At 60.7% G+C, this 23,273-nt stretch carries 20 protein-coding genes and 1 tRNA gene; 6 read left to right on the top strand and 15 right to left on the bottom strand.

The features are described from left to right. Positions 1–66: 66 nt before the first annotated feature. From H585_RS0102645 to H585_RS0102635, 3 genes are all read right to left on the bottom strand, one after another. A complete protein-coding gene (locus H585_RS0102645; protein WP_244432465.1) occupies positions 67–879 on the bottom strand; it encodes a hypothetical protein in 813 nt (270 codons plus the stop codon). Positions 880–1,526: 647 nt separating this feature from the next. After that, entirely contained in the window at positions 1,527–1,718 is a 192-nt protein-coding gene (locus H585_RS0102640) for a hypothetical protein (RefSeq protein ID WP_014260151.1), read from the bottom strand. A 567-nt stretch (positions 1,719–2,285) separates the two neighbouring features. Further along, positions 2,286–2,362 (bottom strand) — tRNA-Met (locus tag H585_RS0102635). Between the two features lie 72 nt (positions 2,363–2,434). On the opposite strand from H585_RS0102635, the gene H585_RS0102630 reads away from it, so the two are divergent. Beyond that, complete coding sequence (locus H585_RS0102630) at positions 2,435–3,169, top strand: glycosyltransferase family 2 protein (RefSeq protein ID WP_027366659.1); 735 nt, start codon at positions 2,435–2,437, stop codon at positions 3,167–3,169. Further along, positions 3,166–3,882 (top strand): TVP38/TMEM64 family protein, encoded by a 717-nt coding sequence (locus tag H585_RS0102625; RefSeq protein WP_027366658.1) that lies wholly within the window; start codon positions 3,166–3,168, stop codon positions 3,880–3,882. Before H585_RS0102630 ends, H585_RS0102625 begins: the two co-directional genes overlap by 4 nt. A gap of 42 nt (positions 3,883–3,924) precedes the next feature. On the opposite strand, the gene H585_RS0102620 is transcribed toward H585_RS0102625, so the two are convergent. The 5 genes from H585_RS0102620 to H585_RS0102595 all read right to left on the bottom strand — a co-directional run bounded on the left by H585_RS0102620 (position 3,925) and on the right by H585_RS0102595 (position 10,791). Then, positions 3,925–4,713 (bottom strand): ion transporter, encoded by a 789-nt coding sequence (locus H585_RS0102620; RefSeq protein WP_027366657.1) that lies wholly within the window; start codon positions 4,711–4,713, stop codon positions 3,925–3,927. Positions 4,714–4,972: 259 nt separating this feature from the next. Next, on the bottom strand, positions 4,973–7,381 hold the full coding sequence (gene rnr, locus H585_RS0102615) for a ribonuclease R (RefSeq protein WP_027366656.1): 2,409 nt from the start codon (positions 7,379–7,381) through the stop codon (positions 4,973–4,975). A 207-nt stretch (positions 7,382–7,588) separates the two neighbouring features. Then, a complete protein-coding gene (lpxK, locus tag H585_RS0102605; RefSeq protein WP_027366655.1) occupies positions 7,589–8,683 on the bottom strand; it encodes a tetraacyldisaccharide 4'-kinase in 1,095 nt (364 codons plus the stop codon). A gap of 115 nt (positions 8,684–8,798) precedes the next feature. Continuing rightward, entirely contained in the window at positions 8,799–9,506 is a 708-nt protein-coding gene (locus H585_RS0102600) for a Bax inhibitor-1/YccA family protein (RefSeq protein ID WP_027366654.1), read from the bottom strand. A 217-nt stretch (positions 9,507–9,723) separates the two neighbouring features. Continuing rightward, positions 9,724–10,791: an adenine nucleotide alpha hydrolase family protein gene (locus H585_RS0102595; RefSeq protein ID WP_027366653.1), complete on the bottom strand. Its 1,068-nt coding sequence runs from the start codon at positions 10,789–10,791 to the stop codon at positions 9,724–9,726. Between the two features lie 167 nt (positions 10,792–10,958). Between H585_RS0102595 and recA the strand changes: the two genes are divergently transcribed. The 4 genes from recA to H585_RS0102575 all read left to right on the top strand — a co-directional run bounded on the left by recA (position 10,959) and on the right by H585_RS0102575 (position 17,831). Further along, a complete protein-coding gene (gene recA, locus H585_RS0102590) occupies positions 10,959–12,050 on the top strand; it encodes a recombinase RecA (protein WP_027366652.1) in 1,092 nt (363 codons plus the stop codon). 159 nt (positions 12,051–12,209) lie between these two features. Beyond that, a complete protein-coding gene (locus H585_RS0102585; RefSeq protein ID WP_027366651.1) occupies positions 12,210–13,880 on the top strand; it encodes an FkbM family methyltransferase in 1,671 nt (556 codons plus the stop codon). A 328-nt stretch (positions 13,881–14,208) separates the two neighbouring features. Next, positions 14,209–16,848 carry an alanine--tRNA ligase gene (gene alaS / locus H585_RS0102580; RefSeq protein WP_027366650.1) on the top strand — a complete coding sequence of 880 codons (2,640 nt, stop codon included), beginning with the start codon at positions 14,209–14,211 and terminating at the stop codon, positions 16,846–16,848. A 395-nt stretch (positions 16,849–17,243) separates the two neighbouring features. Next, entirely contained in the window at positions 17,244–17,831 is a 588-nt protein-coding gene (locus H585_RS0102575; RefSeq protein ID WP_027366649.1) for a DJ-1/PfpI family protein, read from the top strand. Between the two features lie 209 nt (positions 17,832–18,040). Here H585_RS0102575 and H585_RS0102570 read toward each other — a convergent pair whose 3' ends face one another. From H585_RS0102570 to H585_RS0102545, 7 genes are all read right to left on the bottom strand, one after another. After that, positions 18,041–18,778 (bottom strand): HlyD family secretion protein, encoded by a 738-nt coding sequence (locus tag H585_RS0102570; RefSeq protein ID WP_027366648.1) that lies wholly within the window; start codon positions 18,776–18,778, stop codon positions 18,041–18,043. A 2-nt stretch (positions 18,779–18,780) separates the two neighbouring features. After that, positions 18,781–19,755 carry a tetratricopeptide repeat protein gene (locus H585_RS0102565; protein ID WP_027366647.1) on the bottom strand — a complete coding sequence of 325 codons (975 nt, stop codon included), beginning with the start codon at positions 19,753–19,755 and terminating at the stop codon, positions 18,781–18,783. Positions 19,756–20,006: 251 nt separating this feature from the next. Continuing rightward, positions 20,007–20,312 carry a response regulator gene (locus H585_RS20730; protein WP_338042123.1) on the bottom strand — a complete coding sequence of 102 codons (306 nt, stop codon included), beginning with the start codon at positions 20,310–20,312 and terminating at the stop codon, positions 20,007–20,009. Continuing rightward, the gene (locus H585_RS23865; RefSeq protein ID WP_338042122.1) at positions 20,275–20,400 is read right to left on the bottom strand and encodes a hypothetical protein; all 126 of its coding nucleotides are present in this window, start codon (positions 20,398–20,400) and stop codon (positions 20,275–20,277) included. The genes H585_RS20730 and H585_RS23865 overlap by 38 nt, the downstream gene beginning before the upstream one ends. A 63-nt stretch (positions 20,401–20,463) precedes the next feature. Beyond that, positions 20,464–21,147, bottom strand: coding sequence for a hypothetical protein (locus tag H585_RS0102555; protein WP_027366646.1), 684 nt, complete (start codon positions 21,145–21,147; stop codon positions 20,464–20,466). Next, on the bottom strand, positions 21,144–21,500 hold the full coding sequence (locus tag H585_RS0102550; protein WP_014260135.1) for a response regulator: 357 nt from the start codon (positions 21,498–21,500) through the stop codon (positions 21,144–21,146). The genes H585_RS0102555 and H585_RS0102550 overlap by 4 nt, the downstream gene beginning before the upstream one ends. Further along, positions 21,478–23,235, bottom strand: a complete 1,758-nt coding sequence (locus H585_RS0102545; RefSeq protein WP_027366645.1) for a sensor histidine kinase — start codon at positions 23,233–23,235, stop codon at positions 21,478–21,480. The genes H585_RS0102550 and H585_RS0102545 overlap by 23 nt, the downstream gene beginning before the upstream one ends. Positions 23,236–23,273: the final 38 nt, after the last annotated feature.

The following is a 23,273-nucleotide window of genomic DNA, read 5'->3' as shown; positions in this document are numbered from 1 at the left end:
GACCGCAGAACGCAAAAGAGCCCGGCCAAGGCCGGGCTCCGGATGAATCGTCGTAGCAACTCGCGGTTAGAAATGCACGGTCAGGCTAGCGCCCCAGATAAGGGTCTCTCCGCGCTGCGTGCTGAAGTTCTCGAAGTTCTCGGTATCTCCGGAACCGTAGCCGGGACGGCGCACCCAGTCTCCGTCGGAGCCTTCCACGTTCCAGTAGCGGACAAACGGTTCCAGGCCAACCCCCACGGCCTCGAACTGCTTGCTGATGTACACCGAGGCGCGCAGGCCGTAACCGAAGTCCAGGTCGTTGTCGGCCTCGCCGCTACGGCCCCCATCGCCCTCGAAATCCGTGGTTGCCGTGCCGTTGAACACGTAGTCGGCTTCGAGGCGCGTGCCGAAGTCGACAGTAGGCATGAGCGAGCTTTGGGTCTCAACTCCCAGCGGGATGTAGTAGTAAGACTGGCTCTGGTCACGCGCGCCGCTCACGTTGTTGTTCCAGTAGCGCATCGCCAGGCCAGTGTAGGGAGTCAGCACGAGATTGTCGTGATAGAGGATGTCGTAGCCGAGGAGGCCGCGGGCATTGATGATGATATCGTCCGAATCAGACGAACCGCCATTACGCTTGAAATCCGTGGAGCCGAACAGGATCTCGAATTCGCCGCGAGCCATGAGCGGATAGAAAGCATCATGGTAGGTATAGGTCACGGCTGGACCGTGCAGAAGGCCTTCGACCTTTTCGCCGCCCGCTTTAAAATCGAACGAAGCGATGGAGTCGCGTATGACCATGCTGCTTTCCTTGAGCAACATGCTGGAATGCTCTTGCTGAGCCAAAGCCGAACCGGGCAGGATGATTGTCAGGGCGACGAGGATGAGGACCTTGCTTATCACGGCGTTCTCCATGCAGTTTGTCATATCCGCTCGTGGCCTGGGATTGAGCGGTTAATATGCGCGAGGCGGCGGTAGCAATAGTGTTTCAATGCGTGTGGGCAACTGATTGCCTCGCTCAGGTCGGGTTGTAACCATTTGCGCTCGCAGAGTGAAGGGCTATATAGCCCCAGCCATCCATAAAGCCAAGCTTGTCAAACCTGTACTTTGACCTCTTTATGTTAAAAGCCCCCTTGCCATGAAATCCACGTCAAGACAACTCGATTCCATGACCTTTTTACTGCGGCAAATAGTCTCGCTTGACCTCGATATCGTGGTTCAAACCGATTATATCCAGCTTCTGCTATAAGTCAGTGGCCTAAGAGCTGGCTTCACAAGCACGGACTTCCAATGAGAATCGTCGGGCATCCCACTGAACATACGCAAATTTTCTGCGTCCAGGATCACGAGGCCGAACACCCGGCCTTCACGAGACATATCAATAACGCTCCTGATCCATCCGACCTAAAGAAGGCAGTCGGGGTATCATGCTGCTAGCTTGGGATTGGCTTTAAACGAGGAAGAGGCGCACGGAGCACCGCACGCCTCTTCCTTCCGGCAGTCGACCTGATGGTATGGGCTGCCCATCTCCCGGGCAGCGCACTCGCCCGCTACTTGTCGATGTCCCTTTCGCTCTTGTCGATTTCGTGCGGATCCATATCCGAACGCTTTCGCTCAGGGCTCACGTCCGACTGGAAATTCTCGGGGCTCTCTTCACCGCTCTGCATTTGCTTGATTCTATGCTCGCACTCGCCCTCGGCGCCACACGAAGGGCAGGGACCCGGATAATCCATATTGACCATACTTGCCTCCCTGGAGTTTAGGTTCTCCCATACTCCAGTTTATGCGCCATTGGGCTTGCGATGGCAACCCCCCGCATCCAGAACCAAGACGAACGTGGATTCTTCGGGCTTTTGAATAGCTTGAGCTGAATGTCTTGAGGTGAGCCGCCACAGAGCCCCATCTTAATTTCGCGGGGCTTGATCGCTTTAGAAAAATGCTGTCCAGGTGAAGGGACGGCCCTGTGACAGGCAAACCGGACTGACTGCGAAAGACTGTGCTTTCCCATTGCAAAGCAGCGCAATCCAGGTATTTTCGAGCATTAGAGCATTTTGCTTTTGAAAATGCTCTGCTAGCCATGTGTCTGCATGGCTAGCCGCCGCGTAGGCGTAGGGGCAATTTACTTACGCCGTCAACGCCGGAGCGGGCGTCTTAAAAGCAATCTGCTTTAGCAGTGCTGCCCTGGCATGTCGTAGATTATCTTGGGCAACTCGAAAAGTAGGTGTGACTGCTTGGGGAGATAAACCAGCCGCGGAACCGGCTACGGGCGAAACGAAAGAAGGCCCAGGATGACCTGGGCCTTTGATTTCTGGTAGCGGGGACCGGATTTGAACCGATGACCTTCGGGTTATGAGCCCGACGAGCTACCGAGCTGCTCCACCCCGCAACACGCGAGACGAACTTCTAGGCCAAGGCGGGCTCACTGTCAACCGAGAGTTTCAGAAAAAAGCAAAAGAAAATGAAAGAACCAATCAACCCAGCAGGCTACGTGTCGATAATTGTTCCAGTCCGGAATGAAGAGGAGAACCTTGTCCCCCTGCTAGCCGAGATCGAAGCAGCCGCAGCCGGCCTGGACAAGCCCTGGGAAGTCATTTTCGTGGACGACGGCAGCACGGACCACAGCCTGGACGTAATCCGCGGCCTGGCACGCGGAAAGCCTCACGTGCGCTATCTCTCCTTTGCTTGCAACTGCGGCCAGAGCGCGGCCTTCAAGGCCGGCTTCGACGTAGCGCGAGGAGATGTGCTCGTGACCATGGACGCGGACCTGCAAAACGACCCGGCCGACATATCCGCCATGCTCGCCTTCTACGAAGCCGGGAACGACATGGTCATCGGCTGGCGCGCCTGCCGTCGTGACAGCCTGGCCAAGCGCTGGGGCTCGCTCATGGCCAACAGGGTGCGCAACAGCTTCACGCGCGAGAGCGTGCGCGACACGGGCTGTTCGCTCAAGGTCATGCGCGCCTCCATGGCCAGGCGCATGCCCATGTTCACCGGCATGCACCGCTTCCTGCCCACGCTCATGAAGCTCCAGGGCGCCAAGGTCGCGGAAGTGCCCGTGAACCACCGCCCCAGACGCTACGGCGTGTCCAAGTACGGCAACTGGGAGCGGCTCAGGGCCGGACTCCTGGACCTTGTGGCCGTGCGCTGGATGCAAAGCCGCTGGTTCACCTACGACATCAAGGAAAGCAAGTGAGTCAGGCCCCCTCAATCCCCTCCGCTCGGCGGCAGCCTGCCGCGGCCATGCGGATTTTTGCCGGGGCGCTGCTGCCTGCACTGATTCTGGCGATAGGAGCGGCCCTGGTCCACTGGGGAGGTCTTGGCGACCAGCTCGGGCAGGAATGGATCGACGCGCATATACGCGGGCAGGGCTTGGCCGGCTGGCTCCTGTTCGTGGGTCTGATGGGACTTGCCACAAGTCTGGCCGTGCCGCGCCAGGCCGTAAGCTTCCTGGGAGGCTATGCTTTTGGTTTCATTGGCGGCAGCCTGCTGTCCTTGGCCGCCGCAGGGTTCGGCTGCGTACTGGGCTTCTGGTATGCGCGCCTGACCCGCCTGGCCTGGCAACCCGAACTCATGTCCAGGCCTATCGGCAGGCGCATGACCAGTCTGGCCCAAGTGGACGGATTCTTGCGCGACAACCCCTTCGGCATGGCCCTGACGATCCGGCTCCTGCCCGTGGGCAACAACAGCCTGACCAACCTGCTGGCCGGCATCTCGGGCGTACCCTTCGGCCCGTTCATGGCCGGCTCTCTGCTGGGCTACGCGCCGCAGACGCTCATCTTCGCCCTGCTGGGCAGCGGCATGAGCGTGGCTCCGGCTTGGCGCGTCAGCCTGGCGCTGGTCCTGCTGGCGGTGTCGAGCCTGTTGGGCTGGCGCATGTATCGCAGGAGCGGGTTGGCACTGGATTGAGGATCAGGCCGCTTGCAGTGCGCCGTGCTCTGGCGACCGCCGCTATTCGCGCGACTTGGCTGCAATCTCTTCCCTGAGCGTCGCGATTTCTTTCTTCAGCTCCGCCATTGCCTTGGCCCCCGCGACTCCCTCCTCCCGCCTGGCATCCGAGCCGACAAGTATGGAGGCTATGGATGCCGTGATGTAGCCGAAGACCGCAAAGCCGTAGAGGCTGATGAGGAATCCGAGGATGCGGCCCTCGGGGGTCTGAGGCCAGAACTCCGAGCCGAGCGAGGTAATGATCATGGCCGTCCACCATAGGGTGTCCCCATAGCTGGTGAAGCCTTTTGAATCGGCCCCGCCCTCCAGCGCGAGCATGCCCGCCGCGCCCGCCAGGACGACCGCGACCGTGAGCAGCGCAACGTAGCCAAGTCCCCTGCGCCGCATGCTCGTCCTGAGCGCGCCCATGCTCCGGTTTATGGAACCGACGACCTGCACAAGCCGCAGCCCCCTGGCCGCTCGTGCTGCCTGCAACACGCGCAAGGCCCTGAGAGCGCGAAAAACCCGCAGCGCCGGCAGGACAAGGGACAGAATCGTAAGCACGTTGGATTTGAGGAAGTCGAGCTTGTCCGGCGCGAGCACGAAACGCACGCTGACATCGACGATGAAAATAAACCAGATGGCGTATACCAAGCCTTGCAGAATCGGGCCTAGGCCCCAGATCATCTCTGCTATGAACAGTCCGAGCCAGACGAAGCTCAGGAAGACGACAGGCCAATCAAGCCAGTCCTCCAGTTGGTGAAGCGCCTCGAAGCGCTCCTCCCGGAGCTTGCCTTTGTCCTCGCGGCTCACCTTCACCTCATCATCTATACGCCTGCAAGGCCCGAGACCACGCAAGCCTTTCATGCCGCACACGCGTGGCTGCACTGATCTCGGCCTACGGGCCCACGGGGTCCAGCGTGCGTCAAATCTTACGGACGCACGGGAACGGGCGCTCGGCCCGTTCATGGCCGGCTCGCTGCCGGGCTACACGCCGCGAACGCTCATCATCGCCTTACCGGGCAGCGGCCGCAGCGAGGCTCCGGCCTGGCGCGTCGGAGTGGCCCTGGCCCTACTCCTCCTTCTTCTTCCGCCCAAACCTCGGCCGCCTGACCGGCTTGCGCGCTCCGCGCTTGGCCTTGGGCGCTTCCGCGCCGCCTTCCGCCTTTGCGGGCTCGCCCTGCCTGGACTTGGGTCTGGCCGGCTTTTCGCCCTTGCGCGCCGTGGTCATGGTCGTCTTGCGGCCTTCCTTGCGCACGGTCTTCACCGCCTGCCCCACTGCCTTCTTGCGCTGCTTGCGCGTGCCGGGCAGCTCGACTCCGGACTCGGCGGCCTCCGCGCCCTGCTCTCCTTCGGCCAACTCCATGTTGACCTCAAGCCGCTCCAGGCTCACGTCCATGAGCCTGATCTTCACGGCCTGACCCAGCCGGAAGATGCGACCCGTGCGCTCGCCCACGAGCATGTGCCGCTCGGAGAAAAATGCGTAGTAGTCGTCGCTGATGGTGGACAGCCGCACCATGCCTTCGGCCATGACCTCGCGCAGCTCTACCCAGAAGCCGAAGTCGGCCATGCCGTTTATGACGCCGGTGAACTCCTGGCCCACTTTGTCTTTCAGGAACAGGATGGTCACGCGCTTGAGTATCTCGCGTTCGGCGTCCATGGCCACGCGCTCGCGGGCGCTGATATGGTCGCCGACCTCTGTCAGGTGATCGTGGCTCATGCGCGCACCGCCGGCCAAACTCAGCTCATCCTTGAGCGCACGATGCAGCACAAGGTCGGCATAGCGGCGGATGGGCGAGGTGAAGTGCGCGTAGCATTCGCTGGCCAGACCGAAGTGGCCCACGTTGTCCGGCGAATACTTGGCCTGCATCATGGTGCGCAGGGTCAGGCGGTTGACCATGAACTCCAGGGCCTTGCCTTGCGCCGCGGCCAGCAGGCTCTGCAGGCCCTTGGGCGAAGCCTCCTCTGGCACCTTGTGGCCGATCTCCGTGCCCATGAGCAGTTCGAAGAGCGCGGCGATCTTGTCCACGTTCGGCTCGGGGTGGATGCGGTACAGGAAATCGCGGTCCCTATCGCTCAGGAAACGCGCCACGGCCTCGTTGGCCGAGACCATGAATTCCTCGATGATCTGGTGGGCGAAGTTCCGCACGCGCGGCCGGATATCCATGGTCTCGCCCTGAAGATTGAACAGGATCTCGGGTTCGGGCAGATCGAAATCAAGACTGCCGCGCAGCTTGCGCTGCTTGTTGAGCTTGCGGGCCAGTTCCTCGGACAGATCCAGCATAGGCAGCACATGAGGTATGCGCGCACGCTCCTCCTCGTCCTTTTCGAGCACGGCGCTGTTGACCTGATCGTAGGTCAGCCGGGCGTGGCTCTGGATGACCGCGGCATAGAAATCCGTGCGGCCGGGTTCGCCCTTGGCGTCGAAGTCGATCTCGGCCACCATGGTCAGCCTGGGCACGTCCGGATTCAGGCTGCACAGGCCGTTGGAAAGCTTTTCCGGAAACATGGGTTCCACGGACTGCGGGAAATAATAGGAGTTGCCGCGCTCCTGGGCCTCGCGGTCAAGCGACGTGCCGGGCCGCACATAGTGGGCCACGTCGGCGATGGCCACCCACAGGGTGTAGCCCCTGCCGCGACGCTCGACATAGACGGCGTCGTCGAAGTCGCGCGCCTTGGCACCGTCGATGGTCACGAAGCCCACCTCGCGCATGTCGCGGCGCTCGCCCCATTCCTTGGGGTCAGGCACAGTGGGCATTTCCTCGGCCTGGGCCAGGACCTGGGCCGGAAACTCCGTGGGCACGCCGTTGTTCAGCTTGACCAGAGCCTCCTGCACGACCACGTCGTCCTCGCGGCCCAGGCGATGGAGCAGCTCACCGTCCCACAGGTTGCGGTCGATCTGCTCGCCCACGCGGGCCACGAGCAGGTCGCCCGGCCGGGGCTGCTCGCCGTCGATGTCCACGACCATGCTGATGGTCAGCTTGGGATTGGCCGGCTCGCACAGCCAGAGAGTCCCGTGCAGGCGGCGCTGCACGCGCACGGCCAGCTCCTGCGTGGAGCGTTCGATAATGCGCGCTATGCGGCCTTCGGGCCGACGGGTTCCACCTGGGTCGCGCGTGACCACGACCATGACCCGGTCGCCATGCCAGGCTCCATTGAAATCCTTGGGGTTGACGAAAATATCCCGACGCCGCTTGTCTTCGGAGATGACGAAGCCCACGCCCGAGCGCTGCACCTCCAGCCGGCCGCTGACCATATTCATGCGGTCGGCCAAGCCCCAGCCTCTGCCGATCTGCACCACGCGGCCCTCTTCGGCCAGGTCCAGCAGCACATGGCGCAAGGCCTCTTTCTCCTGTTTCTGCGCGCCCAGGTTGCGCAATATTTCTTTGTCGCTCAACGGCTTGCGCGCCTCGCGAAAGAGTTCGAGCACTGTTTCGCGATCAACAGCCGATTGGTGGGACTTGCGTTTGGGTCTACTCATAAGAATGCCTCCGGCGGCCAGGGAAGTACGATTTCCACGCGGGCCATGTTGTATATCTTGCTTACAGCTGGAAACCGGGAGAGGGCGTTGCCTGCCAGAGCGGCTCGCTCCTCTCCCAGACCCTCACCCACCAGGGGGATCATCCCCCTAGACCCCGCGTTCAATGGCGGTGAAGCCCATTGGGTGAGGGTTTCTTGCCGTGGCTGGTCAGTTAGTCGCGGGCTTTTCGAGTTCATTCACGCCACTTTGACGCGAATTCCAGAAATGCTCAATGAATTGCGGCAGGGTTTGTGTCGAGAACAGTCCGAGGCCAAAGGCCAGGGATAGTTCGAAAGTCACGAATTCAGGCGTGGCGAGGTTGCGCAGCTTAACGGCATCCTTGGGCGTAACCAGCACGCGCGGGCAGGACTGAGCCCTGGCGCGCTCCAGCATGCGTTGCACATCGGCGGCCGTGAAGGCGTGGTGATCCGGGAAGGCCATTACTTCGGCGGGCGCATGGCCCAGGTAGGCCGTGGCGGTATCAGCCACCTGACTTGGCGCGCCCACGCCCGTGGCCAGCAGATACGGCCTGCCTCCCAAATCGGCGAAGCGCTCGCCGCCGGTCAGGCTCACCACGGCCTGAGGCTTTATCTCGAAAGGAAACACCGGCTTGCCGAGTTCCGCCAAGTGCTGCTCGATGGCAGGCCTCAGCATTGCGAACGCCGGGCTTGAGACCTTGATGCAAAAGGCCGAGGCTCGCCCCAATGCCGCCTTGCCTTCGCGCCACATGCCTGCGGGGAACACGCGATTCCAGCCGGTCGTCAGATCGTCGGGATGCAGGAGCACGAGATCAAGGTCGCGCTGCACGGCCAAATGTTGAAAGCCGTCGTCGAGCACGAACAGGTCGGGATGGTAACGCTCCCAGGCGTATGCGCCGGAACGCACTCGCACGGGGTCCACGACCACCCGCGCACCGGGATGCGCCTGCGCCAGCAATAGCGGCTCGTCGCCTGCCTGATCCGGCGAGTTGGACGGCTCCACCACATAGGGCAGATGCAGCGGTTTGGCCTTGTAGCCCCGCGTGAGCACGACCGGGGTCAGTCCCCTGTCGGTTGCCCAGCCCAGCAGCCAGTCGCACAGCGGGGTCTTGCCGCTGCCTCCCATGGAAATGTTGCCAACGCTAATGCACGGCGCGGGCGGCCGCCAACGGTCGCTGCCTTTCAGCCAACTCCGCTCGCGCAGGCGCATGGCCAAAGCGTAGGCTTTGCCGAGCGGCCAAAGAATTGGTGACAGCGCTTTCTGCAGTAAGGGGAGCGAACTCATGCGCAGGCTCTACACCAAGCCCCGCAAAATAAAAAGTTCTGGAAGGGTTGGGGGTTCGGGGGAAGGGAGAACCTCTTTTAAGAGGTTTCCCTTCCCCCGATTGGCTTTCAGACTATTACTCGCGGCTGCCGCCGAACAGGCGCAGGAGCATGAGGAACAGATTGATGAAGTCGAGGTACAGGCGCAGCGCTCCGAGGATGGAGCCGCGGCGGATGGCCGTGGCGTCGCCATAGGGCGCGCTCTCGCCCATGACGCGCAGCTGCTGCGTGTCGTAGGCGGTCAGGCCGGTGAAGACGATGACGCCGACGAGGCTGATGACGAAGTGCATCACCGGGCTTTGCAGGAAGATGTTCACGATCATGGCGATAAACATGCCGATGAGGCCCATGAACAGGAAGCTGCCCCAGGAAGTCAGGTCCTTCCTGGTGGTCAGGCCGTAGATGGTCATGGCTCCGAACATGCCGGCAGTGGTCACGAAGGCCTTGAAGATCGCTGCAGGCGCATAGGCCGCGAAAATGACCGACAAGGTGATGCCGTTCAGCGCGCTGTAAAGCAGGAACAGACTGGTGGCGGTGCCTGCGGACATGCGGTGAATGGCGCCGCTGATGGCGAAGACCAGGCCGACCTCGGCGATGATGATGCCGATGAGCAGGATGCTGTTGCCCCAAAAGAGCTGAGCCAGCGTTGGGCTAGTCGCCACAAGAAAGGCCAGGACGGCGGTGACGCCCAGGCCGGCGGTCATCCAGCCGTACACGCCGCGCATGAAGGCGTTCATCACCTCGGCGCGAGCTTGAGTGCGTGGCATGGAACCGTAATTAGCCATGGAATTCCTCCTAATTATCTTACCGATCGAAAGTTTAACTATATTAATGCGTCCAAAACGGGTTGACAAGGAAAACCGGATTCGTCCCCTTGCCAACTTGGCCCGGCGGACTGGGGCTGCGCGGTCGGCGCAGGTTCGTCCAGGCGTTTGGGAGAAATTAACATTTGGTAAGCATCGCGGCGCATGGACTGAACGGATTCTCCCGTCCATGTTGAAATCAGACCGTGACCAGCTCCTTTCGCTCGGCGCGCACATCCTCCCAGCGCGGTTCGGCCCAGCCGAGCGGTGTGACGCGGCTCGGGAGTACGCTGAACTCGCGGGTCGTGCCTCCGCAGGTCACGGCCACGACCACGGCCTGGCCTGGGGCCTCGCGCAGGGCCTTGGGCGAGAAGGAAGCGGCGAAGGCCGCGGCGTCGCGCATGACCTCCTCAGGCCATGGCTTGCCCGGAAACTGGCGGCCTATGGTCACCGGGCTCGGGTAGTCGCGCAGGTCGAAAAGCAGATCCGTGTCCTGGACAAGGGCACGCAGCCGCTCATTGCCGATCTTGTTGCGGCCGACGACGAGCATGTGTCCATCAGCCCAGTAAACGCGACCCTGGTTGCACAGTTCGAAATCCTCGGGTCCGGGATCGGCGATGGCGCGCAGGACTTTGAGGTAGCGCGCCGAGGGCGCGATTTCCGTGAGCATGCAGCCGCCCGCGGGGGTAGGAATTTTCGTGATGCCCAGCTCCGCCGCCAGCTCCATCTGGGCTACACGGCTTCGGCCCGAAAAGCCGTACAGCCGCTCGCGGTCCACCAGACCCCGCTTCTCCACCTCCGAGGGCTCCATGACCTTGGCGGAGAGCGGCCGCAACAGCACGTCCTCGGCCGCGGCATCCTTGCGCACGGAGTTCATGGCGTCGCGGCGCTGGGACATGGGCCGCTGGCCGACGACTTCACCGGTGATGATTATCTGAGCGCCATAGGCCGGCATGAGCGCCTTGGCCATGCGCACCATGTAGGCGTGGCAATCCACACAGGGATTGAGGCACTTGCCGTAACCGTGTTTGGGACTTAGCAGGACGGTGCGCAGGTAGTCCCGTTCCAGGACAACGGGCCGGACGTCGATGCCGTACTCGCGCCTCCAGAAGCCGACCTTGTCCGGCGTTCCATAGAAGGGGCTGACGAAGTGCAGGGCCAGCACGGACAGGCCTTGGGCCTGAAGCACCTTGACGGAAAGTATGGAATCTAGACCGCCCGAGAACAGTGCCAGGGCGTCGTAGTGTTTTTCGTTTTTACAGGTCATTTTTTTAGGATAGGCCAGTCGGACGCTTTTGGCAACACTCTGTTCGCTCTTGCTTTACAAATAGCGACTTTTAAATTTTATCGACAAACCTTTTTTCGCCTGTTGCCAACTTTTTCCGCTTCTGCTATCCAGATGCGGACCAATTCACCATACTGAAGGATACACCAATGGCCAAAAAACCGACCGTTACCGCCAATACCGGGGACATGCGCCGCGAAGCGCTCAAGACCGCCCTGACCACTATCGAACGCAAGTGGGGCCAGGGCTCGGTCATGAAGCTGTCGGACAACGCCCATATCAGAATACCCGTTATCCCAACGGGCTCCATCGGCCTGGACCTGGCCTTGGGCGTCGGCGGCATCCCGCGCGGCCGAGTCTGCGAAATCTACGGCCCGGAGTCGAGCGGCAAGACCACCATGGCCCTGCACATAGTGGCCGAGGCTCAGAAGCTTGGCGGCGTGGCCGCCTACATCGACGCCGAGCACGCACTGGACGTGAACTACGCCAGGCGCCTGGGCGTCAAGACCGACGAGCTGCTCATCTCCCAGCCCGACTACGGCGAACAGGCCCTGGACATCGCCGATATGCTCGTGCGCTCGGGAGCCGTGGACATCATCGTCGTCGACTCCGTGGCCGCGCTCATCCCGCAGGCCGAGCTTGAGGGCAGCGTCGGCGAGACCCAGGTGGGAGGCCAGGCCCGGCTCATGAGCCACGCCCTGCGCAAGCTCACCGGCTCCATCCACAAGTCCAACACGGCCGTGATGTTCATCAACCAGATCCGCATGAAGATCGGCATGACCGGCTACGGCAGCCCCGAAACCACCACGGGCGGTAATGCGCTCAAGTTCTACGCTTCGGTGCGCATGGACATCCGGCGCATCCAGACGCTCAAGAACGCGGACGAATCCTACGGCATCCGCGCCCGCGTCAAGGTCGTCAAGAACAAGGTCGCGCCCCCCTTCCGCGAGGCCAGCTTCGACGTGCTCTACGGCACGGGCATCTCCCACGAAGGCGAGCTGCTGGACATGGGCGTGGACCTGGGCGTCGTGGACAAGTCCGGAGCCTGGTACGCCTTCGGAGCCGAGCGCCTGGGCCAAGGCAAGGAGAACGTGCGCCAGTTCCTGCAGGAACACACCGACGTGCGCGCGCAGATAGAGCAAAAGCTCCTGGAGCACCTGGGCATGAACGAGTACAAGCCCAAGCACGAGGGCGGCGAGGAAGACGCGTCGGAGACGGTGGAAGCGGATACAGCGGAGTAGCTATCCCAAGGTGACCCGGAGATGATACGTCCCCGGGTCACCTCAATATATGACATAAATGTTCTTAGGTTAATTTTAATTATCTGGTGTTAGTCAATCCAATTCCGCCCACCTGCGTTGCATCTTAACTCACGGCAATCTCCCCAGGTCAGATAAGTCATGCATAAGTATTTTTCCCAAAGCGGAGAAGATTATCTCTTGTGGCAAACCTTCGAACATAAAGCTCATGGTTTTTATGTCGACATAGGCGCTTTCGACGGGATTCATCTCAGCAACAGCTATTCCTTTGAATTGGCAGGATGGAATGGAATATGTGTCGAGCCTCATCCTCGCTATTATCCTCTTTGCAAACACAATCGTCAGAACGCTACCTGTTTAAATAACGCCTGCGTTGGCGATAGTGAAACGCTGGAAGTTGAGTTTCTTTGCGAGGAACTTGGTCTGCTGTCTGGCATCGATCCAGACAGCAAGATGGTCATCGAGAGCCGCTACAAGGCGCGCGGCATGCCTTTTTTTGGTTTTGAAAAGGTAAACGTGCCTGCTACAACTTTAGATATGATACTCGGCTCCGAGCCAGCAATACCCCGCACTATCGATTTTATCACTATTGATACCGAAGGAACCGAGATTGACATCTTAAGGCCATTCCCGTTCGACAAGTGGGATGTCAAAGTTTTCATTATCGAGGCAAACACAGATACAGCTAAAGTTGAACTAACTAAGCTTATGCGTTCTGCCGGCTATGAGCTAATCCGCCAGTTACGCCCAAACTTATTTTTTGCAAAGCTGCATAAATACAATACGGACATACTCCGCTGGTCCGGCATTGATTGTCCCGTGGAGAACACTCTGCATCCCCTGGGGGAACAGGCCACGCCCATTGCTTTCCGCGGCCGACATATTCGCAATGATCCGCAATGGATCACATCTAACGTGCTTTGTCAGCATCCGGACCAGCCTCTGGGGATGCTTGCCAAGTCGTTTCCCAGGCTGACACAGCCAATCGACACGGCTAAGATCAAGATTGCCCATATAATCAATGTATTTTCACGTCATGGCGATGCTACCCACAAGCGAATTATGCAGCTGACGATTGATTCATTAATTCAGGCACGCAACTTTGACCAAGGGCCTACCCAATTGATTGGCGTCATGCAGCATGATGACCATGTAGATCTATCTGAAGATTTCTCTATCGTGCCATCCCTAACGCGCACGGTCTCGGATATAAACTCTTTTCAGCAAAAAGCATACCTACCGCTTTTATTCGATATTCTTGATAGCGGAATACAGAAAGCTCATGAAGCTGAGTATGTAGTTTTTAGTAATTTGGATATCTGTTTGGTTCCAAATTTTTATTTGGCTATTCGCGAATTGATCGGCTTCGGCTTTGACGCATTAACGATCAACAGACGGCTGCTTAATAAATCTCTTCTTGGGACGAATGCTTCTGCTTCCTTGCATCTCGGAGACTACGGCATTCCCCATGCCGGATTTGATTGTTTTGTTTTTCGCAAAGAGGCGTACCATAATTTTATAAGGAATAATGCCTGCATTGGAAAGGGTGCTGTCATGCGTGGGCTAATATACAATATGGTAGCTCATTCAAACAAGCTGCTCATGCTTAAGAACTGTCATCTCACGTACCATTTTGGCAATGACGAGCCCTGGCGAGACAGCATTACTTCGGAGTACTGGAAATACAACTTGAAAGAGTCATATACAGTATTGAAAGAGCTTTGCTGCAACGATACCAAGCGTGCGCGACTTGAAGGATTTTGTGTTAAACACAAGGAGCCTCTTCACCCATCCCATGAATTTCCATACTAGCCGACTTGATTAGATCATCTTAACCAGGCGCCGATGGCTAGCTTGAAAAGTCCTTCGCGGCAGCCTCACGTTTTAATTTCTAGCTTTTTGAAAATTAGAGGCCCTGGCACGCATAGAACTAGTCTTTACTGAGCCAGAACTACTCATTTTCCCCTTCTTGAGATTTTCTTGAATTTGTAATCTAATATCCCCTTTGCGGCGGAACCGGGCCTGTACGCGATAATCGCGTACAGGCCCGATTACGCCGCATGATCGGGCGGCCAATCCAAGCGAGCGGCCGCACGGCGTAGGGACTTGGTCCCGCGATTCTTCCCAAGGAGCACAGCACATGAAGGCCAGCGAGATTCGCCAGAAGTTCCTCGACTATTACAAGCGCCAGGGACACGAGATCGTGTCCTCCTCGGGCCTGGTGCCCAAGGACGACCCGAGCCTATTGTTCACCAACGCGGGCATGGTCCAGTTCAAGAAGGTCTTCCTGGGTCAGGAGCGGCGGCCCTACAACCGCGCGACCACGGCCCAGAAGTGCCTGCGCGTGGGCGGCAAGCACAACGACCTGGAGAACGTGGGCCGCACCGCGCGCCACCACACGTTCTTCGAGATGCTCGGCAACTTCTCCTTCGGCGACTACTTCAAGGCCGACGCCATCCGCTTCGCCTGGGAGTTCCTGACCGAGGAGCTCAAGCTGCCCAAGGAACGCCTTTACGTGACCGTGTTCCGCGACGACGACGAGGCCGAAGAACTTTGGCAAAAGGTCGCCGGCGTGCCCAAGGAGCGCATCTACAGGCTCGGCGAAAAGGACAACTTCTGGTCCATGGGCGACACCGGCCCCTGCGGCCCGTGCTCCGAAATCCTCATCGACCAGGGTCAGCACATGAGCTGCGGCCTGCAGTGCGGCATCGGCAAGTGCGACTGCGACCGTTTCCTGGAGATCTGGAACCTGGTCTTCATGCAGTACGACCAGACCGAGAACGGCACCCGCGTACCGCTGCCGCGCCCGTCCATCGACACAGGCATGGGCCTGGAGCGCATCTCGGCCGTGGTCCAGGGCGTGTTCTCCAACTTCGACACGGACCTGTTCCAGCAGCTCATCGGCCACACGGCCAATATGGCCGGTGTGACTTACAAGGCCAACGACGAGACGGACACGGCCTTGCGCGTCATCGCCGACCACTCGCGCTCCGCGGCCTTCATGATCACCGACGGCATCCTGCCCTCCAACGAAGGTCGGGGCTACGTCCTGCGCCGGCTCATCCGCCGCGCCTTCCGCTTCGGCCGGCTTATCGGCCTGCGCGACCCTTTCCTGCACTCGGTCTGCGCCAAGGTAGTCGAGGCCATGGGCGATGCCTATCCCGAGCTGCACGACAACAGTTCCTTCATGGTGCGCGTGGTGCGCGAGGAGGAAGAACGCTTCGGCCAGACCCTGGACAAGGGCCTGGACATCCTTGAGGAAGAGCTTGCCCGCTTGCAGGAGGCCGGCGCAAAGGCCATCTCGGGCGAATTCGCCTTCAAGCTCTACGACACGTTCGGCTTCCCCCTGGATATCGTCAACGACATAGCCGAGAAGCGCGGCTTCTCCGTGGACGAGCCCGGCTATAAAGCCTGCATGACCGAGCAGAAGGTGCGAGCCAAGAAGGCCTGGAAGGGCAGCGGCGAGACCGACATCGCCAGCCGCTTTCACGACCTGCTGGCCGCCGGCCTGACGAGCGAATTCGTGGGCTACCAAGACCTGGAGGCTGAAAGCCGCGTCGTGACCATCCTGGATGAGCATGGCAAGCCCGCCACGCGGCTCACCCAGGGCCACGGCGGCTGGGTCGTGTTCGCAGCAACGCCCTTCTACGGCGAATCCGGCGGCCAGGCCGGCGACCGCGGCACGGTCTCGACCATGACCGGCGACGCCGACGTGCTCGATTCGCTCAAGCCCTCGCAAAATCTCACGGTGCATAAGGTCTTCGTCAACGAAGGTGAGCTGCTCATGGCCCAGGACGCCATGCTGCGGGTGGACGTCGAGCTGCGCGCGGCCACGGCCCGCAACCACACCACCACGCACCTGCTGCAGGCCGCCCTGCGCAAGGTCCTGGGCGACCACGTCAAGCAGTCCGGCTCACTGGTTGGGCCGGATCGCCTGCGCTTCGACTTCACGCATATCTCGGCCCTCACGCCCGAGGAACTGCGCGCAGTGGAGGATGAGGTCAACCGGGCCATAGTCGCGTCCCTGCCCGTGTCCCGCGAGTACCTGAGCCAACAGCAGGCCCTGGCCAAGGGCGCCACGGCACTGTTCGGCGAAAAGTACGGCGAGACGGTCTGCGTGATCGAGGTTCCCGGCGTGTCCATGGAACTGTGCGGCGGCACGCACCTGGCATCCACGGGCCAGGCCGGTCTGTTCGTCATTCTCTCCGAGTCCGGCGTGGCCGCAGGCGTGCGACGCATCGAGGCCGCCACTGGCCTCAACGCCCTATCCGTCTACCAGGCCATGCGCGACGAACTGAACGAGGTGGGCGGGATGCTCAAGGCCCGGCCCGGTGAGATCGTGAGCCGCGTGCAGAATATGCAGAAGGAAGTCAAAAGCCTCATCAAGGACAAGGACCAGCTGCAGGCCAAGCTCCTGTCCGGTGAGAGCCGCAACATCATGGACGAGGTGCAGGAAGTCGGCGGAATCAAGCTGCTGGCCGTCAAGGCCGACGTGCCCAACGTCAAGGTGCTGCGCGAGCAGATGGACGACATCCGCTCCAAGCTGCCCTCCGGCGTGGCCTGCCTCGCCGCACCCCAGGAAGACGGCAAGGTCGCGCTCATCCTGTACGTGTCCAAGGACCTTCACGGCCGCTTCACGGCCGGCGGGCTCATCAAGGACGTGGCCGCCGAGGTTGGCGGCTCCGGCGGCGGCAGGCCCGACATGGCCCAAGCCGGCGGCACTAACCCCGAGGGCATCGACAAGGCCTTCGAGAAGCTCAAGGAACTCGTGGCCGGATAAACCCGCGCCAGGCAATACGCTCTCAAGAAGCCGGACGGCATACGCTGTCCGGCTTCTTTATTTTGATCGCCCGGCTTATCGCTCAGTTCGGTGTACATTCCCACAATGCGAGTCCAAGTCCGTCTCACGACCACAGCGTGACATCTCCGCACAATAATGCATTTAGAGCATTCTGCTTTTGAAAATGCTCTGCAAGCCATGCGTCGGCATGGCTTGCCGCTAGCTTCGGCGCAGGCGCAATTCACTTGCGCCGTCAACGCCGGAGCGAGCGTCTAAAAAGCAACCAGCTCTAGATTGCCCTAAGCCTTGCCACGACATATACTCACCGTACTATTCATGGCGTGCCCGCAAGGTCTGCGCCAGGCCACATTCACCAAGATCACAAGGAGACATCTATGGCTGCCAAGAAGATTCTCATGCTCATCGGTGACTATGTCGAAGACTACGAGGTCATGGTGCCGTTCCAGATGCTGCTCATGGTCGGCCACACCGTTCACGCCGTGTGCCCCGGCAAGAAGGCTGGCCAGACCGTGCGCACGGCCGTGCACGACTTCGAGGGCGACCAGACGTACTCCGAGAAGCCCGGCCACAACTTCATGCTCAACTTCGACTTCGACGCGGTCAAGGCCGAGGAGTACGACGCCCTGGTCATCCCCGGCGGCCGCGCGCCCGAGTACATCCGCCTCGATCCCAAGGTCGTGCAGATCGTCAAACACTTCGCCGACAAGAAGAAGCCCATCGCGGCCGTCTGCCACGGCCAGCAAGTGCTGGTCACGGCCGGCGCGCTGGAGGGCAAGACGTCCATGTGCTACCCCGCCGTGAAGCCGGACCTGGAGCGTGTGGGATGCGCGTACATCGAGCCGAACGCGACGTTCACCAACGCCCACGTGGACGGCAACCTGGTCACTGCCGCGGCTTGGCCCGCACACCCCGAATGGATGCGCAAGTTCCTGGGCGTGCTGGGCACCAAGATCGAAGCGTAGAGTTTTTTCGAAAGAAGCTGGGAAAACATGAAATGCCCGCACGTATGCGGGCATTTCACGTTCAGATTATGTGAACGAATCCTGAACAGGATTCGGGTTGGACAGAGCCCGAGACGCCTATCGTAGTCGGCGCATGATCAGTTGGCGTGTCCGCACTTGGCGAGATTAAGCCTGGGGAAAGCAACGCATCCCCTCTTGAGCAAGCAGGCTTAGCCGCGGCCCTTGCCGCCGCCGTTGCCATTACCACCACCATTGCCTCCGCCCTTACCACCGCCATTGCCCTTGCCACCGCCGTTACCGTTGCCGCTCTTGCCGCCCATATTTCCGCCGCTGCTAAGGCCGTTATCGCCGGACAGGGCGGCACGACTCTGCTTCTTGGACCCGAACTTGTCAGCACTCACGGTCGACTTGTCCTTGGCTTTATTCGCGGAAACGCGCTCCGTCTTAGACGCCTTTTCCTTGGACTGCTTCATCTTGCCATGAGCCTTATCAGCCTTGACCTGGGTCTCTTCCGGGGCCGAAGCTTGCTTCTTGGCCTTGCCGAAGGCCAACGCCGCAGGATGCAGACCGGCGGTATGGGCGATCTCTCCCCAGCCCATGCCGCTGGTGCGCATGGCGCCCACGTCTACGCCCTCCCGGTTGATGGCGGTATTCGCGTCCGCCACGGCTTTATCGTAGGCTGCCTGGGCTTGCTCGAGCTGCTGTTCGTCACCCTTTGCGCGAACCCGGTTCAGCTGGACCTCGGCGGCCTGGAACTGCTGCAGCGCGCTGCGAATCTGCTGCTGGCTGGCGGTCATTTCCTGATCGGCCTGCTGCTCGGCCTCTGCAACCTGCTCCTGGTCGGGCAACGACGAATCCTGGGCAAAAGCCTGTCCGCCCAGGCACAAAGTCGCAGCACAGGTTACACTGCCCGCCAACAACGCGATGCGTTTGATGATGCTTTTCATGCTCATGCTCCTTTCTTTGCGTCGGTTATGAATAGGATGGATTCATCCAGTTCTCGCGTCGTATCGCCCAGGCGCAGTTGCTGCGACGAGCCGAGCCAACTCAGCGACAAGCGCGCGCGGTCAATGAGCGAAGTCTCCTCGCGCAGGGCCGCGGCTACTGCTTGAGCGCGCCGGCGCGCCAGCTCCTGGTCGCCCGCCACAAAAGCCACCACATGGATGTTCAGTTGCGGATCGTCGCGGAGCGCCTTGGCTACGCTGGCCAGAGCCTCCTGGCCGCGCACCGTGGCGCTGTCGGTGCCCGGGGCGAAATCCACTGCAGGCAAGGCCAGGCGGTAGCGGCCCACGGTATGGATGCGCCAGGAATAGTCACCAACCAGGTTGAGTTCCTCCACGGCCTGGGCCGCCATGGGCGCATCCGCGCCGGCGCTCAGGTAGTCGTGAAGTACCTCCAGACGCTCGGTGCGGCGCCCCAGCTTGCCCAGCGCCTGGGCGCGGCCCCAAAGCACGTCGAGATTGCCATGCTCCACGGCCAAGGCCAGGTCATAGTGGGTAAGAGCCTTGGCGGCCTTGCCTTGATTCAGGAAAATATTGGCCAAGGCCAGGCGAGCCGGTACATGCTCAGGGTCGATGGCCAGGCTGCGCTCCAGGGCCCGCTCCTCTGCCGAGGATTCACCCACGGCATGGTAGGCCACGCCCAGCCAGTAGTGGTACTCGGCGTCTTCCGTGGCCAGGATGGTGGCGCGCTTGAGATAGCCCGTGGCCTTCTCGCCGCTGCCCAAGGCCAAGTGGAAACGTCCGAGATAATAGTTCAGCTCCGGGTTCCAGGGATCCTGGGCGTATTCCTTGGACAGCGCCACGATGCCTTGGGCGTACCTGCCGGTCTCCAGGTAGTAGGCGCGCTCCATGCGCGAGCATCCCAGTGCTGGAAGCAGCAGGAGAGCTGCGCAGAGCGCGATAATCTTGGCGGCATGCAGCATGAAGCCTCTCATGCCGGGTGAAATACAAAAGTCGTTCCTCCACGAACAACTCAAGGCCGGACACGCTTAGAAGCCAACAATGTCGAGGCTTTTCAAACCGTCGCTGCAAACGGCAAGGGGCCCGGAACGATCCGGGCTCCTTGAAATATCTGTGCGAAAATTGCGCGCCGCGGGCAAAGTGCGTGCAGTGCGACATGTATGCGGCAATACAACGTCAGCCGCCAGGCCTTGAATTGGATACTGCGGAGGACCTACTCCTCGGACTTGCGCTCCACGAGGATCATCTTGCGGACCTGGGCTTTCTTTATCTTCACGATCAACTGCCCGATGTCCGCAGGCTTTTCCATGAAGTCCATGGCCCCAAGCTTCATGGCCTCGGCGCTCATCTCCACGGTGGCCCGGCCTGTAAGCAGGATGACCTGCGTCTCCGGCCGGCGCGCCTTTATGATCTTGAGCGCCTCGAAACCATCCATGCCGGGTAGCATGAGGTCCAACACGATGGCGTCGTAGGTGTCGTTCTCAACCTTGCCCAAGGCTTCCTCGCCGGATGTCGCCACGCTGACCTCCATTCCTCGCAGGCGCATGCTCGGACAAGGCTTCCAGGAAATCCTGTTCATCGTCCACGAGCAAAACTTTCTCGGCCATGGCAGCTCCAATACTCTCTTGACCAAAGGTAGGCGATTCATGTGCGCCAAGCCGCGCATTGGTTCAGCACCAGGCCGAGGCAACCGGTTGTTCCGGCAGGACCAGGATTAACGCACCATCGGGATCGCGTCGTAGTTCGGCCCCAAGCATGGCCAGCAGACCGGTTTCCCTGTCATCCGCGGGAGCGGATACGGCCGCTCGTGTCATGCCTCCGAAGCGCACTAGCACTGCGGACTGCCCCGGGGCCACGGACACGCGCACGGACCTGCTCGCGTCGGCGCCTTCCACGGCGCGCCACAGGAGCAGGAACAGAAGATTCTGCAGGAAGAACGGGCTGGTTCTGACCGGCAGCGAAACGCCAGGTTCGGAGATGGTCAAAGCAACCCCTTTGCAGGCGGCAAGGCGTCTGCTCAGGGCCAGCACGAGTGCGGCGACGCCGGCTGCGTCCACATCCGCCTCTGGAGTGTCCACGCTGTGAGCGAAGGCGTTCATGTGTCCCAACACGACATCGGCCCGCTTGACCTGAGCCTGCATGTTGCCGGCCAGGGTCTTGAGACGCTCGATGCGCAGCTCACCACCCTTCTCGGCAAACAGAGCCATGTCTTCCAGGATGCCTGCCTGCTCGTTGAAGATAGCCAGGAAGTTCTTGAGTTCGTGGGAGATGGAGGCGCTGATGCGGCCGAAGAACGCCAGACCGTCCAGCCCGAGACGTTTCCAGTCGGCGGGTTGCGTGTCGGTCGTCATCATTTGGCAGCCTCCTGCATCTTCTTGATGAGGTCCTCGATGGCCACGGGCTTGACCAGATAGAACTCCCGGCCGGACTCGGCCGAGCCGCGCCGGAAATCATCCTCGGAACCATGGCCCGTAAGGAAGAGGATTTTGATGCCCGGGCAGATTTCCACAAGTTTACGCTTGAGCTCAATGCCGCCCATGCCGGGCATCTTAACGTCCAACACCGCCAGTTCGAAGCAAACCTTGCTTGCCAGTTCAAGAGCCTTTTGCCCGCTGGTGGCCCATGTGGCCTCTATGCCGCGAAAAGAAAGCCGCTCGGCCAGGGCCGAAACCAATTCTTCCTCATCATCCACGAGCAGAACCCGCATCGCATTCCCCCTTTTGTTTTGGCGGCGCCTCGGCTGGGAGCCGCACGGTGAAGGTCGTGCCATGGCCGACCTCGCTCACCAAGTCCACACGACCACCAAGCTCCTGCACGAGGCTATAGGTGATGGACAAGCCCAGGCCGGTTCCGCCCTTGCTCGCCTTGGTGGTGTAGAACGGTTCGAAAATACGTTTCTGGTCCGTTTCCGAGATGCCGCATCCGTCGTCGGACACGGCCACGGAAAGCCCGCCATTCGGTTCCGGGCTAATGGCGATAGCCAGATGGCCGCCATCGCTCATGGCCTGGAAGGCGTTGTTTATGAGGTTGAGGAAGATTTGCTGCAGTTGGCCACGATCGCTCACGACGTCCGGCAAGTTCTCTCCGCCCTGAAGCTTAACCTCAATGGAGCGGTATTCCGCCTCCTTGTGCAGGAAGCCCAAGACCTCCTCCACGACCTTGCGCACGCCTACCGGCTGCAAGCACACGTCCAGGTGCCGGGCAAAGGAGAGCAGCCGCTTGGTTATGGTTCCGCAACGCTGCACCGAGGCGATGATCGAATCCATGTGCTTCATGAGCCTCGGGTCGGACTGGTACTCCTGGCGATAGGTGAACAAATCCTTAATGAGCCCGGCCTTCTCATTGATGATGGCCAGCGGGTTGTTGATTTCGTGAGCCACTCCGGCGGCCAGGCGTCCGATTGAGGCCATCTTGTCAGCATGCTCGACATGATGCAGGGCCGCGACGCGCTTGCGGTCGGCTTCGTGAATCTTGCTGACGAGGTAGGTGGACACGCCCAGGATCGTCAGCAGCATTACCCAGATGCTGCCCACCAGGAAGCCCAACATATCCAGACGGGTCTCGTACCAAGCGCTCATGAGTTCCGAACGGGACTTGCTGATGACCAGGATGAACGGCGAATCCGGAATATAGGCGTAGCCGACCACCATGTCCGGCGCGCCGACGGCCTCGCCCGGGATCACGGTCGTGTGCTCCTGGTACTGCGGCACCTCGAATGGCGCCTTGGTGAGCACGGCGCCATAAAGCGTCGACGGAGTCTGCAGCACGCCTTCTCGATTGATGAGGAAGGCCTCGCCGTGTGCGGCCAACTCCAGGCCCGTGGTTAGGCTCATGAAGCGGGCCGTGTCCAGGGTAGCGCGCAGCACGAAAAAGCCTCCGTCCGGCAGGTCGCGGCGCACGGTTACAACGAGGTGCGGGTCGTCGCGGAAGCCGCGAAACACGTCGCTCACATACCTGCCCTTGCTCAGAACCTCCTTGAACGAAGTCTGCTGCGAGTAGTCGCGCCCGACCAAGGCATGCGGTCCCACGTAGGCCACCTGCTTGCCGCTGGCATCAAGCACGCCCAGATCCACGAAGCCGCCGAAGGACACCTTGAGCGAATCAAGGATTTGGTCCAGCCGGGCAGGATCGGCAAGCTCCTCGTAGGTGTTGTCCCTGGTCACGAACCACACGGCGGCCTCGCGTTCTTCCAGGAACGCGGACACCACGCGCTTGGTGTTGGAAACGAGTCTGGTCACGCGCAGCATGGTCTCGGACTCGGACGCTTTCTCGGACAACCTGTAGTCGATGACGGCCAGGGTCAGCAGCGGACCCAAGGTAACCACACTGGTGATGAGCATGGCCAGCTGCCACATGCGCCGATAGTTGAAGAGGTTTTCCCCCAGGCCCTTGCCGGGCTTTTTGTCCCAGAAGGAAGGCTTCAAGCTGTCGAATATGCCCATGTTCCCCTCGATCGATGGTTAGCGGCCCAATTGCAAAC

The sequence above is a fragment of the Desulfocurvibacter africanus subsp. africanus DSM 2603 genome (assembly GCF_000422545.1).
Taxonomy (GTDB): Bacteria; Desulfobacterota; Desulfovibrionia; order Desulfovibrionales; family Desulfovibrionaceae; genus Desulfocurvibacter; species Desulfocurvibacter africanus.
Note: the sequence above shows the minus strand (reverse complement) of the source record. Positions and strands in the feature narration are given on the sequence as shown.

What these genes read in the sequence shown, in the direction of transcription:
- H585_RS23865 (WP_338042122.1), bottom strand. Translation starts at nt 20,400, where the DNA reads ATGGCCGAGAAAGTTTTGCTCGTGGACGATGAACAGGATTTCCTGGAA.
- H585_RS0102555 (WP_027366646.1), bottom strand. Translation starts at nt 21,147, where the DNA reads ATGATGACGACCGACACGCAACCCGCCGACTGGAAACGTCTCGGGCTG.
- H585_RS0102600 (WP_027366654.1), bottom strand. Translation starts at nt 9,506, where the DNA reads ATGGCTAATTACGGTTCCATGCCACGCACTCAAGCTCGCGCCGAGGTG.
- alaS (WP_027366650.1), top strand. Translation starts at nt 14,209, where the DNA reads ATGAAGGCCAGCGAGATTCGCCAGAAGTTCCTCGACTATTACAAGCGC.
- H585_RS0102585 (WP_027366651.1), top strand. Translation starts at nt 12,210, where the DNA reads ATGCATAAGTATTTTTCCCAAAGCGGAGAAGATTATCTCTTGTGGCAA.
- lpxK (WP_027366655.1), bottom strand. Translation starts at nt 8,683, where the DNA reads ATGAGTTCGCTCCCCTTACTGCAGAAAGCGCTGTCACCAATTCTTTGG.
- H585_RS0102550 (WP_014260135.1), bottom strand. Translation starts at nt 21,500, where the DNA reads ATGCGGGTTCTGCTCGTGGATGATGAGGAAGAATTGGTTTCGGCCCTG.
- H585_RS0102640 (WP_014260151.1), bottom strand. Translation starts at nt 1,718, where the DNA reads ATGGTCAATATGGATTATCCGGGTCCCTGCCCTTCGTGTGGCGCCGAG.
- H585_RS0102545 (WP_027366645.1), bottom strand. Translation starts at nt 23,235, where the DNA reads ATGGGCATATTCGACAGCTTGAAGCCTTCCTTCTGGGACAAAAAGCCC.
- H585_RS0102570 (WP_027366648.1), bottom strand. Translation starts at nt 18,778, where the DNA reads ATGAAAAGCATCATCAAACGCATCGCGTTGTTGGCGGGCAGTGTAACC.
- recA (WP_027366652.1), top strand. Translation starts at nt 10,959, where the DNA reads ATGGCCAAAAAACCGACCGTTACCGCCAATACCGGGGACATGCGCCGC.
- H585_RS0102565 (WP_027366647.1), bottom strand. Translation starts at nt 19,755, where the DNA reads ATGCTGCATGCCGCCAAGATTATCGCGCTCTGCGCAGCTCTCCTGCTG.
- H585_RS0102575 (WP_027366649.1), top strand. Translation starts at nt 17,244, where the DNA reads ATGGCTGCCAAGAAGATTCTCATGCTCATCGGTGACTATGTCGAAGAC.
- H585_RS0102630 (WP_027366659.1), top strand. Translation starts at nt 2,435, where the DNA reads ATGAAAGAACCAATCAACCCAGCAGGCTACGTGTCGATAATTGTTCCA.
- rnr (WP_027366656.1), bottom strand. Translation starts at nt 7,381, where the DNA reads ATGAGTAGACCCAAACGCAAGTCCCACCAATCGGCTGTTGATCGCGAA.
- H585_RS0102595 (WP_027366653.1), bottom strand. Translation starts at nt 10,791, where the DNA reads ATGACCTGTAAAAACGAAAAACACTACGACGCCCTGGCACTGTTCTCG.